We start from the raw sequence: 12,204 nt of genomic DNA, 5'->3' as shown, positions 1-12,204 counted from the left end.
AGCAGGCCTTAGATTGTTGACAAAATCCCAAAACGGCTCTTAGTTTTGGGATTTTGTCATCCTATCAGCGTGATTGAAAACCCTTGCAGTTTAGGAAGGCCGAGCATCGGAGCGGAGCGAATGTTGCAATTCGTGAGCACCGACGCGCAGGCCTGACAAAGAATGCGAGGGTTTGTCGACACGCTGAGGCCTGCTTGATAAAAGCAGGCCTTCTTCGTCAGCTGTCTTCGGTGACTGTTCCTTCAGCGGCGACCGGTGTAAGCGCTCCATCAAGAAAACCGGCAGCCGCTGTCGCGACATCAGGACCTCCAGACCCCTCGACCACTTTTTCCATTGTGATCGGACAAATTTTGAAAGCACCGCCAAAATTGACGACTCCTCCTGCCGAAACACTTTGAATGTAAACTGAGCAGCAATGTTTCATACCAAGTCTCCTTTTTTTGGGTCTTATGATATGTGTATGCTGGCGGTACAAGGAGGCATAAACTTCCCGGCAAAAAACATCGCGGTTGGGAGAGTACATAGTTTCGCCGGCAGTGTGCAAGCTAAAAGCGACATTTTGACAGGAGGTGCTTCCTCATGAAAGATGATGATAAAAAGCCAGTTGACAACAACGCCGTCAACCAGCAGAAAAACCGGCTCGCTGAAAAGAACAGACAAGCCGGTAAACACCAGGAATCAAAGAAGCCTGATCACTTGTAAAAAACCGGCGGCGTCCTCATCGGACGCCGCCTCATATTTATTTTTTCTCGTATGTCCAGCCCTCTTCCTGATAGATTTTATCCTGTTTCATCAGATGGCCGAGCGCCCTTTTAAATGCTGCTTTGCTCATGTTGAAGCGCTCTTTGATATCCTCAGGGTCGCTTTTATCCCAGAACGGCATCGCGCCGTTTCTCGTTCTCATATAAGTCAAAATTTGTTCTGCATCAACCGATAAGGCATCCTGCTTTCTTGGCAGAAGCGACAGATTAACAGAACCGTCTTCTTTTACTTTGATCACCCTTGCGGTCAGCTTTTCCCCAAGCCTCGGCTCTTCCTTTCGCTCAGAAGAATGGATAAAGCCTCTGATGCCGGTTTCGGAAATCATAAAAGAGCCTGATGCGATCAAGCGGTAGATCGTTCCGGTGAGCTCTTTATTCATCAGACCGGGTGAAGCTTCACTAAACAGCTCGCTGATCTTATCCTCCGGCGCCGGTTTGGCAAACATCCTTCCGTGCCCCGTGATTTTCAGCATACAGTACAGCCTGTCCCCTTTTTGCGGCCATACTGATTCATACGGCGGGAGATGCTCTGTCGCAACGAGGGCGTCCTTCGAGAGCCCGACATCGACGAAAACCCCCATGCCGCTGACGGCATCAACGACTTCCACCCAGCCGTACTGTTCAGCGCTGATCATCGGCTTTCTCATCGTAGCCGCCAAGCGATCTTCATGATCGACATATAAAAAGACATCGACCTCTTCTCTGTCTTCAATATCCTCCGTGATCTCGCTCTGATGCAGAAGGACCGCCGTTTCGCCGTCCGTCAAAAAGTAACCGTAATCGGCTTTATGATCTATTTTCAATGTTAGCTGCTGTCCTGGTTTCATACTGTTTCTTCCTTTCTTATCCGCCTGTTTTTCTTTTTCTTATTATTCCTCCAATGTTAAAATTATTGCCGGATCGCGGCCAGGCAAACCGCTCGATATTGGAAGTTTCACCTTATTCTACTATAATTGACTCATAAGTAAAATGGATGGAGGTTTTCACATGGCGAAAGAAAGCTCATTTGATATCGTCTCAAAGGTTGAACTGCCTGAAGTTCAAAACGCAATTCAGACCGCTCTCAAGGAAATCGGCACACGCTATGATTTCAAAGGGTCAAAAAGCAGCATCACACTCGAAGGAGACGAGCTCGTTCTCGTATCGGACGACGAATTTAAAATGAACCAGCTGAAAGACGTGCTTGTCGGCAAACTGATCAAGCGGAACGTCCCGACGAAAAACATCGAATACTCAAAGCTTGAGAACGCTTCAGGCGGCACGGTCAGACAGCGCGGAAAACTAGTTCAGGGCATCGACAAAGAAAACGCGAAAAAAATCAATAACCTGATAAAAAAATCGGGTCTGAAAGTTAAATCGCAAGTGCAGGATGATCAAGTCCGCGTAACCGGAAAAAATAAAGACGACCTTCAGCAAATCATCGCGATGGTGAGGGAAGCCGACCTGCCGATTGATGTCCAATTTATAAATTTTCGATAAATTCTTAATTTACTGTTGATTATTCTCCCGATTTTCGGTAAATTGAGTAAAAGTAATCAATAGAAACTAAATAGCTGTTCTTATCAAGAGAGGCAGAGGGACTGGCCCGATGAAGCCTCAGCAACCGGTGAATGAATATTCATGACCAAGGTGCTAAATCCAGCAAGCAGTCTGCTTGGAAGATAAGAAGACGGACAAATGTCGATGAAAAGTCTTCTGCTTCACAGAAGACTTTTTTGTTTATCAAAAATGCTTAAGGGGGAAAACGATGGGTTTTTTGGAGGATATAAAAAGCAAAACGTTAATCGCGGACGGCGCAATGGGCACACTTCTGTATTCCTACGGGATCGACAGGTGTTTTGAGGAACTGAACATCTCCAAGCCCGAAGAAGTGAGACGCGTCCACGAAGCGTATGTACAGGCCGGCGCCGATATCATTCAAACGAACACGTACGGCGCAAACTTCATCAAGCTGTCCAGATACGGGCTCGAAGACGAAACAAAACAAATCAACGAAAAAGCGGTCCGTCTCGCCCGCTCCGCCGCCGGTTCTGCTTATGTTCTCGGTACGCTCGGCGGAATCCGGACGTTCAACAAAAACTCGTATTCTCTCGAGGACATTAAAAGAAGCTTCCGCGAACAGCTCTATCTTCTGTTAAATGAGCAGCCGGACGGACTTCTGCTCGAAACCTATTATGATTTAGAAGAAGCGCGCGAAGTTTTAAAGATTGCCAGAAAGGAAACAGAGCTGCCGATCATTTTGAATGTCTCAATGCACGAAGAGGGCGTTCTTCAGGACGGAACCCCGCTTGCGGACTGCCTGAAGCAGCTGGCATCCCTCGGCGCAGACGTCGTTGGCATCAACTGCCGCCTCGGCCCTTATCATATGATCAGAGCGCTTGAAGAAGTCCCGCTTTTAGAAGACGCCTATCTTTCCGTCTATCCGAACAGCAGCCTCCCGTCCCTTGTCGAAGGCAGGCTTGTTTATGAGACAGATGATGAATATTTCAGGGAAAGCGCGGAGGAATTCCGCAATCAAGGCGCACGGATCATCGGCGGCTGCTGCGGAACCACGCCGAACCACATCAGGGCGATGGCTGAGGCGGTCAAAGGGCTTCCTCCAGTCACCGAAAAGCGCGTGAAAATCAGAAAGAAAGCGGCGCTTGCTGTTCAAAACGAAAGGACAGAGCCCGTTCTCGACGATCTGGCCAAGCAAAAACGGTCCATTATCGTCGAACTCGATCCTCCAAAACAATTAAACTTTGAGAAATTTTTGCACGCCGCTAAAGAGCTTCAATCAGCCGGAATCGATGCACTGACATTGGCGGACAACTCGCTTGCCACACCGAGGATCAGCAATGTCGCCTGCGGCGCGCTCTTAAAACAGCGCCTCGATATGAGGTCGCTGATCCATATTACATGCAGAGACCGCAACCTGATCGGCCTGCAGTCCCATCTAATGGGGCTCGATACACTGGGGCTGTCAGACGTACTGGCGATTACCGGCGATCCGTCGAAAATCGGCGACTTTCCGGGAGCGACTTCCGTCTATGATCTGACATCGTTCGATTTGATCAGCCTGATCAAGCAATTTAACGAAGGCTTGTCATATTCAGGTAAACCGCTCGGCAAGAAAACAAATTTCTCAGTGGCGGCCGCCTTCAATCCGAATGTCAGACACATTGACAAAGCGGTGAAACGGCTTGAGAAAAAAATCGCCTGCGGCGCAGACTATTTCATTTCCCAGCCTGTCTATTCAGAGGAGCAGCTCATCAAAATCCACGAAGAAACAAAGCATCTTGAAACACCGATCTATATCGGCGTCATGCCGCTGACCAGCAGCCGCAACGCGGAATTCATCCACAACGAAATCCCCGGCATCAAACTGTCCGATTCAATCCGCGAAAAGATGGCGCTGGCGGGAAATGACAAACAAAAACAGGCCGAGGAAGGGCTCGCGATCGCCCGCTCCCTGCTTGATGCGGCGTGCGACCTGTTCAACGGCATTTATCTGATCACACCGTTTTTGCGGTCTGATTTAACCGCCGAACTGACGGCATATATCCACCAGAAAGAAAAGGAGAAAACAAATGTCTAACATCAATGACCAGCTGAAGAAAAAAATCCTCGTCCTTGACGGTGCGATGGGAACGATGATCCAGAATGCCGGTTTGTCCGCCGCTGACTTCGGCGGCGAGACCTATGAAGGGTGCAATGAATTTCTAAGCATCACGGCACCTCATATCATTCAGGGCATCCACGAAGCCTATCTGGCCGCTAAAGCCGATATCATCGAAACCAATACATTCGGAGCCACACGGCTCGTTCTGGACGAGTACGACCTCGGGCAGCGCGCCTATGAAGTCAACCTCGCTTCAGTCAAACTCGCCAAAGCGGCCGCCGAAAAGTTTTCCACACCTGAATGGCCAAGGTTTGTCGCCGGCGCGATGGGTCCGACGACAAAAACCCTTTCCGTCACCGGCGGCACGACCTTTGACGAGCTGATCGATAATTACGAGGAACAGGCAAGAGCGCTGATCACAGGGGGAGCCGACCTCTTGCTGCTCGAAACGAGCCAGGATATGCTGAACGTTAAAGCGGGCTTTATCGGCATCAGACAAGCCTTCGAAAAAACCAGCAAAACCCTTCCCCTCATGGTATCAGGCACGATCGAACCGATGGGCACGACACTGGCCGGCCAGGATATCGAATCGTTCTATATCTCACTCGAGCATATGAAGCCGGTCAGCGTCGGTTTAAATTGCGCGACGGGCCCGGAATTTATGACAGATCACATCAGAACCCTTTCTTCCCTTGCGAGGACGGCCGTCAGCTGCTATCCGAATGCCGGCCTCCCCGATGAGGAGGGACAATACCATGAATCACCGCAATCGCTCGCGAAAAAAATCAAGGCGTTTGCAGAAGAAGGCTGGCTGAACATTGTCGGCGGCTGCTGCGGAACGACGCCCGCCCATATTGAAGCGCTGGCCGATGAAGTAGCCTCGCTGCCGCCGCGGACGGTCCCTTCGGAAAAAAAGCCGCACACCGTCTCAGGGATCGACGGACTAATTTATGAAGAAACGATGCGTCCCCTTTTTGTCGGGGAGCGGACAAATGTCATCGGATCGAGAAAATTCAAGCGGCTGATCGCCGAACAGAAATTTGAGGAAGCATCCGAAATCGCGAGAGCCCAAGTGAAAAACGGCGCCCATGTCATCGACATCTGCCTTGCAGACCCGGACCGCGATGAAGCGGAAGATATGGAAGGCTTCTTAACAGAAGCGATGAAAAAAGTAAAAGCCCCGTTTGTCATCGACTCGACGGACAAAACGGTGATTGAAAAGGCGCTGAAATACTCACAGGGAAAAGCGATCATCAATTCGATCAACCTTGAAGACGGCGAAGAACGGTTCGCTGACATCCTCCCGCTCGTCAAACAGTTCGGAGGGGCACTCGTCGTCGGTACGATCGATGAAGAGGGAATGGCGGTCACCGCGGAAAAGAAGCTGGCCGTCGCCGTCAGGTCGTATCAGCTGCTCACCGAAAAGTACGGAATACCGGCCAGCGATATCATCTTCGATCCGCTCGTCTTCCCTGTCGGAACAGGTGATGAACAATACATCGGCTCAGCTAAAGAAACGATCGAAGGCATCCGCCTCATCAAAGAGCGGCTCCCTGAATGTTTAACGATTCTCGGCGTCAGCAACGTCTCATTCGGTCTTCCGCCCGTCGGCCGGGAAATCTTAAATGCTGTATTCTTGTACCACGCAACACAGGCCGGGCTTGATTACGCGATCGTCAATACGGAAAAGCTTGAGCGGTTCGCTTCCATTCCTAAAGAAGAAGTCGAAATGGCTGAAAAACTTCTGTTTCACACTGATGACAAAACGCTCGCATCCTTCACTGACTTCTACCGCGGAAAGAAAAAAACGGACAAACAGCCGAAAACATCTCTTTCCCTGGAAGAGCGCTTGGCTGAGTACGTCATCGAGGGTACAAAAGAAGGCTTGATTCCCGATCTCGAACAAGCGTTGAAAAAATTTGCCGCCCCGCTCGACGTGATCAACGGTCCGCTTATGGACGGCATGGCGGAGGTCGGACGGCTGTTTAACAACAATGAGCTGATTGTCGCTGAAGTGCTGCAGTCGGCAGAAGTCATGAAAGCTGCCGTTTCCTTTCTCGAACAGTATATGGAAAAGAAAGACGACAGCGGCAAAGGAAAGATCGTTTTGGCAACCGTTAAAGGCGATGTCCATGATATCGGCAAAAACTTAGTCGACATCATTTTAAGCAACAACGGCTACAAGGTTGTCGATCTTGGGATTAAAGTGACACCGCAGGAATTAATTGAAGCGGTCCGCAAAGAGAATCCCGATATCATCGGTCTGTCCGGCCTGCTCGTCAAATCGGCGCAGCAAATGGTCGTTACAGCGCAGGACCTCGACAAAGCGGATATTTCCATCCCGATTATGGTCGGCGGAGCCGCGCTTTCAAGAAAGTTCACGAACATGAAAATTTCGCCTGAATATAAAGGGCCGGTTTTATACGCGAAGGACGCCATGGACGGCTTATCGCTCGCCAATCAGCTGCGGACGGACCCGTCGCAGTTTCTCGAGAAAAAAGAAGCCGCTGCACCCGCCGCCGTCACGGAGAAAAAGCAGACGAAAGCCGTGATTGAAATGCTTGAAAAACGGGCGCACGTTCCGCAGGCGCCGGTCTTTCAGCCGGAAGACTTGAAGCGGCACTATTTGAAAAACATCGACCTTTCCTATATCGTGCCGTATGTCAATGAACAAATGCTGCTCGGCCATCACCTCGGCTTGAAAGGAAAAGTCAAAAAGCTCCTGGCTGAACAGCATCCGAAAGCACTGGAGCTGAAAGAGCTGATTGACGAGTTGCTGAGAGACGGGAAAGAGCACGGCTGGTTCGACCCCGCCGTCGTCTATCAATTTTTCCCCGCGTACAGCGACGGGGATTCGCTCCATATTTTAGACCCCGGGAACAAAGACAGCATCCTTGAAACGTTTGTTTTTCCTAGGCAGGAAAAGCTTCCGTACCGCTGTATTTCCGATTATGTCCGACCGAAAGGAGAGCTCGATTATGTCTCGTTCTTTGCCGTGACAGCGGGCAGACATGTAAGAGCAGCCGCAAACCGCTTTAAGGAGGAAGGCGACTACTTGAAAAGTCATGCGGTACAAGCGCTTGCTCTTGAGCTGGCCGAAGGACTCGCCGAACGGACGCACCAAGTTATCCGCGACCGCTGGGGCTTCCCTGATGCACCAGACTTCACGATGGAACAGCGTTTTCAGGCGAAATACCAGGGACAGCGCTACTCCTTCGGATATCCGGCCTGTCCGAATCTCGAAGATCAGGAAAAACTCTTCAGACTCATCCAGCCTGAAGGAATCGGCGTTCATTTAACAGATGGCTTTATGATGGAGCCCGAAGCTTCCGTATCAGCGATCGTTGTCTCCCATCCGGAAGCCAGATATTTCAATGTTCATTAACCCGAAGACCCTGCTTGCCGTTTGCGGCCTGCAGGGTTCATTTTGTATGGACGTAACATATGCCGCGAATACTTCAGGATTTATAATGAGCAACAATGGATTCAGCCATGTTGAGTATCTTCCCGTGCAGTTCTTTAGGTTCAATAATCCTTATGTGCTCTGCGAACCCGAGTATATACCTTTTCGCTTCTTCTTCCGTATCAAAAGATAATGTAACGGGGATCCACCCCTCCTGATCGACCTCATTTGTTTCGATGATCCGCACAAAATAATTGGTAAACGACAGCCTCGGCAAGATGTCCTGCGCCGCCTTCACCCGCACTTCATACGTCGGCAGCCTTTCGATAAATTCCTTTGTTGAAGACTGCCATACGTGAGCAATATCAAAGTTTTCGGGCCTTTCAAATGTTTCGCGGACAGGAGTGGCAGAATGAATCCGTGAAGCCCTGTAATTTCGAATCTCCCCATTTTCTTTAGATGCAATCAGATACCAGTTTGACCCTTTAGCTACCAGTCCAAGCGGTGCTACAATTCGATCAGCTGTTTGTCCATCTGCCCGCTGATAAACGATTTTTAATTTTTGATCTTTCCATATGGCATCTTTCAGCACTTCAAAGGATGCTGCTTTTTCTTTCTTATGGCGCCATGCACGGGTATCAACATATATTCGGTTCCACACGTCTTTTGCGTTTTGACGATATACCGAAGGCAGCGAGGCTATCAGTTTATTTCGGGCTTCTTCGGATATGCGGGTTAATCCGAGATCGTCCAGCAATTGTTCAGAAAGCGGGACAAATAATGCGCGTATTTCAGATTCTTTTAAACCGGTTAAAGTGGTTTGGTAATCATCAAGCAATGACCAGCCTCCGTTAATCCCGCGCTCGGCCACAACGGGAATTCCAGCTCCGCTTAACGCTTCCATATCTCTGTAAATCGTCCGCTCCGAGACTTCCAGCCTTTCCGCTAATTCTTTCGCCGTCATTTGTCCCTGCGCCTGAAGCATTAAAAGAATAGATATCAGTCGATCTCCTCTCATATGACCACCTTTTTTATCAATGGATGAACTTATTTAATAAAATATGACAATGGTTGTCAAGATTCAGCTTTTATAATGAGCATATCTTTTATAATGAAAGGAATGGGATGAATGAAACCGCTGAAAGGAAAAATCGCTCTCGTAACAGGCGGAAGCAGAGGCGCCGGCCGCGCCATCGCTGTCGAACTTGGAAAAGCCGGTGCAACCGTGTATATGACAGGCCGCAGCATCAGGGGGGCTTCCACGAATCAATGGCCCGGTACAATTGATGACACCGTGTCACAAATTGAAGCTTCCGGCGGAAAGGGTATTGCTGTAAGATGTGATCATACGAACGATTCAGAAACAGAGGCTGTCATCGCTAAAATTCGCGAAGAACAAGGAAAACTGGATATCTTGATCAACAATGTATGGGGTGCGCACGATCTGGGTGTCGAGGCAAAGCCTTTTTGGGAATTGTCATTAAAAAATTGGGATACGATGTTCACCGCAGGGGTGCGCGCCCAGCTGGCGACGAACCACTTCGCCGTGCCGCTCCTTCGCGAAAATAAACAAGCTCTTATCATTCATACGACCTTTTGGGATGAGAACAAATACACCGGACAGTTTTATTACGATTTGGCCAAGAACGCCATCGTCCGGATGGCGTACGGTCTTTCATTGGAATTAAAACGGGACAACATTGCCGTTCTTGCCGTTTCGCCGGGATTTATGAGAACCGAACTTGTGCTGAAGTACCATAAATCAGATGAGGCGGATTGGCAGGAGTCAGAAGATTTAAGGAAAACCGAAACGCCTTATTATGTCGGACGCGGAATCACAGCATTGGCCAAAGATCCGGATGTGATGGAGAAAAGCGGACGTGCGTTAAGAGTTGGTGATTTAGCCAAAGAATATCAGTTTACAGATGTGGACGGACGGTATATTCCGCCATTTACGATATAGGGATTAGGGATCGCCTCTCGGGGGAAATGATTCTTTAAAGGCAGATCAGGTGAAGGCGTTTATCCTGCTTTGATCGTTTCCGCCAACGTTATATAATGGAATGACAGTCATGATTTCAACAGCACGCGGAATTTCGTTCGCCCAATCTGAACTGCAACTGAAGGAGGAATCATATGATTGAAGTCAAACCTATAAACGCGGAAGATACGTATGAGATCAGGCACCGCATTCTCCGGCCGAATCAGCCGCTGGAAGCATGCAAGTATGAAACCGATTTGCTCGGGGGCACGTTTCACCTCGGCGGATATTATCGGGACAGGCTGATCAGCATCGCCTCCTTTCATCAAGCCGAACATTCAGAGCTTGAAGGCCAAAAACAGTATCAGCTGAGAGGGATGGCGACACTTGAAGGGTACCGCGAGCAAAAAGCGGGCAGTACGCTTATCCGCCATGCCGAAGAGCTTCTTCGGAAAAAAGGCGCAGACCTTTTATGGTGCAACGCCAGGACATCTGTGAGCGGGTACTATAAAAAGCTCGGCTTCAGCGAACAAGGCGGGGTCTACGATATACCGCCGATCGGACCTCATATTTTGATGTATAAGAAATTGACATAAAAAACCCCGCCGGAAGCGGGGCATTCTCTGCCGCATGAGCATTAAAGCTTTGCGGCCTCTTTTTTAAATTGCGCAAGCGCGTTTGTCACTTTTCCGAATTCGGAGGCGTGCGGGCGGTCATCTCCGTCCTTATAGCCGTAGTCGACCATCCGGTTTCTGTTGAGGCAGAGCTTCGTCAATTCCGGCTTGAATAAGTCGAACAATTCGAAGCGCTCATGCAGTTCAGGAAATCTCTGCTGATATTCCAAAATCGCATCAGCCAAAGCTTTCCACAGGCGCTTTTCAGGAAGCAGACCGTCATTTTCCAAAATGTTGGCCACATAGCGCAAATGGCAAATGAAAAGCCCTGTAAAGATAAACTGCACAAGCCCTTCCGGCGGCTCGCTTCTGAGAACGACTTTTAAATCTTCTGTCAAACCGCTCAGTTCAGGCAGCGGCTGGTCGCTGATATTGACGTCATCTACAAAATCTTTAATCGCCAGCCTGTGCGGCTGATAATCTTTTAAGACGAGAATCGTATTTTGTCCGTGCGGCGAAAATACGGTTCCGTAGCGGTACATGAAATGCAGAAGCGGCGGCATCACGGTGTTAAACAGCTTTCCGATCCACTCCTCCGCTGACAGCTCCGACTTTTCGATCAGGCGCCTGATAAACGGCACGCCGCCTTGATCAATGTATGTTAAAGAAGCGAGCGTAACAGGCTGCTCTCCATCTTCCAAATACGTATAAATGCTTTCTCTGAAAATAGCGCCGAGCATTTCCAAATATTGATACGGGGCTTTTTCAAGAGCATGATAGTATTGGTGATCAACGTTCAGACTGGCATTTTCGCCCGGCAGGATCACCCTGCATTCATCTTTTAGAAATGCGTCGTTTTCGGCGATCCCTTTAATATGCTCAGTAATTCTCGGCGCGATCACCGTCCGCTCCGACGGCAGTCCTCTGTATACAAGCGTATTTAAAATGCTCATCGGCAGTTTAATATGATGCTTGTGTTTGTTTGTGATGTTTGTAAAGGTCCTGATCGACTGCTGCGGCAGGTACTCGTCTCCGCCTTCCCCTAAAGGAATGATCGCTTTTGAAGCAATTTCTTCCGGAAACTGCTGAATGATCGTATTTGTCCACTGCCATTTGTGGACGGGCAGATAATAATAGTCTTCACTGGCTGCGTCCTGCTTTTCTATCACTTTAGCGAACTGCCTTAAAGTCAGCTCATCAAGCTCTTTATGAATCAGCGTTTCATAATCGAGTCCTTCAACTGAGTGGAATGACGCGGTCTCTTTGTGTACAGCGATCCACAGCAGCCGTTCGGCTCTCTGATTTTCCGGTGCAAACCGGAGGTAGTCATCATAGCCAAAACCGATTCTTCCTTTGTTGTAGACGATCCACGGATGGCCTGTCATCTCGCCTTCAATGACGGCATAATCGGCTTCGGTCAGCTCGTCAGCCGTAAGCGCATCCTTTGCCAAAAGATGAGCATCCGCCAGCATCGTATGGTTGAACTCTTTGATCAAATGCCCCGCTGTTTCCGGACTCATCGGGATATGCGGCTGGATATCGAGGAGAAATTCAATCGCGCTCACTTGTTTTGTCCATTGTCCGCTCTTGAAGACTTCAATCGTCTCCGGCATCGCGTCAAAACTGTCAAACATGCGGGGTTTGGCGGCAAACCGGTACACCTTATCCTCCGCCGTTCTCAGCTCATACCGGTTGATGCCGTCTTCAGTTTCAATGAAATCGGGCTTGATGATATCCTCATACATATACTCAGAAAGCATCTTCGCCAGTAATCGCCGATTGACTTCTGTCCACCTGTCCGGATTGAGGACCCTCTTTAATTCATCTTGAAACAACATGAAAAT

9 protein-coding genes, 1 pseudogene and 1 riboswitch are annotated in these 12,204 nt (G+C 49.2%); of the genes and pseudogenes, 6 read left to right on the top strand and 4 right to left on the bottom strand.

Features of this window, described 5'->3' with window-relative positions; all coding sequences use genetic code 11:
- Positions 1-217: 217 nt before the first annotated feature.
- The gene (locus CP943_RS06595) at positions 218-424 is read right to left on the bottom strand and encodes a spore germination protein (protein WP_026579910.1); all 207 of its coding nucleotides are present in this window, start codon (positions 422-424) and stop codon (positions 218-220) included.
- A gap of 155 nt (positions 425-579) precedes the next feature.
- Between CP943_RS06595 and CP943_RS06590 the strand changes: the two genes are divergently transcribed.
- The gene (locus tag CP943_RS06590) at positions 580-702 is read left to right on the top strand and encodes a DUF3941 domain-containing protein (protein ID WP_023856637.1); all 123 of its coding nucleotides are present in this window, start codon (positions 580-582) and stop codon (positions 700-702) included.
- A 37-nt stretch (positions 703-739) separates the two neighbouring features.
- On the opposite strand, the pseudogene CP943_RS06585 reads toward CP943_RS06590, so the two are convergent.
- Positions 740-1,608, bottom strand: a pseudogene (locus tag CP943_RS06585) (CvfB family protein).
- Between the two features lie 140 nt (positions 1,609-1,748).
- Here CP943_RS06585 and CP943_RS06580 point away from each other — a divergent pair.
- From CP943_RS06580 to metH, 3 genes are all read left to right on the top strand, one after another.
- Positions 1,749-2,240: a YajQ family cyclic di-GMP-binding protein gene (locus CP943_RS06580; protein WP_003180528.1), complete on the top strand. Its 492-nt coding sequence runs from the start codon at positions 1,749-1,751 to the stop codon at positions 2,238-2,240.
- Positions 2,241-2,317: 77 nt separating this feature from the next.
- Positions 2,318-2,429: riboswitch (SAM riboswitch) on the top strand.
- A gap of 79 nt (positions 2,430-2,508) precedes the next feature.
- On the top strand, positions 2,509-4,338 hold the full coding sequence (locus tag CP943_RS06575; RefSeq protein ID WP_026579911.1) for a bifunctional homocysteine S-methyltransferase/methylenetetrahydrofolate reductase: 1,830 nt from the start codon (positions 2,509-2,511) through the stop codon (positions 4,336-4,338).
- Positions 4,331-7,747 carry a methionine synthase gene (gene metH, locus CP943_RS06570; RefSeq protein WP_105980871.1) on the top strand — a complete coding sequence of 1,139 codons (3,417 nt, stop codon included), beginning with the start codon at positions 4,331-4,333 and terminating at the stop codon, positions 7,745-7,747. The genes CP943_RS06575 and metH overlap by 8 nt, the downstream gene beginning before the upstream one ends.
- A gap of 73 nt (positions 7,748-7,820) precedes the next feature.
- Here metH and CP943_RS06565 read toward each other — a convergent pair whose 3' ends face one another.
- Positions 7,821-8,783 (bottom strand): helix-turn-helix transcriptional regulator, encoded by a 963-nt coding sequence (locus tag CP943_RS06565; RefSeq protein WP_020450905.1) that lies wholly within the window; start codon positions 8,781-8,783, stop codon positions 7,821-7,823.
- 111 nt (positions 8,784-8,894) lie between these two features.
- Here CP943_RS06565 and CP943_RS06560 point away from each other — a divergent pair, with 111 nt between their 5' ends.
- Positions 8,895-9,728 (top strand): dehydrogenase/reductase SDR family member 1, encoded by an 834-nt coding sequence (locus CP943_RS06560; RefSeq protein ID WP_020450904.1) that lies wholly within the window; start codon positions 8,895-8,897, stop codon positions 9,726-9,728.
- A 173-nt stretch (positions 9,729-9,901) separates the two neighbouring features.
- On the top strand, positions 9,902-10,342 hold the full coding sequence (locus CP943_RS06555; protein ID WP_020450903.1) for a GNAT family N-acetyltransferase: 441 nt from the start codon (positions 9,902-9,904) through the stop codon (positions 10,340-10,342).
- 41 nt (positions 10,343-10,383) lie between these two features.
- Here CP943_RS06555 and CP943_RS06550 read toward each other — a convergent pair whose 3' ends face one another.
- A complete protein-coding gene (locus CP943_RS06550) occupies positions 10,384-12,198 on the bottom strand; it encodes an IucA/IucC family protein (RefSeq protein WP_020450902.1) in 1,815 nt (604 codons plus the stop codon).
- Positions 12,199-12,204: the final 6 nt, after the last annotated feature.

The organism is Bacillus paralicheniformis (assembly GCF_002993925.1).
Lineage (GTDB): Bacteria > Bacillota > Bacilli > Bacillales > Bacillaceae > Bacillus > Bacillus paralicheniformis.
Note: the sequence above shows the minus strand (reverse complement) of the source record. Positions and strands in the feature narration are given on the sequence as shown.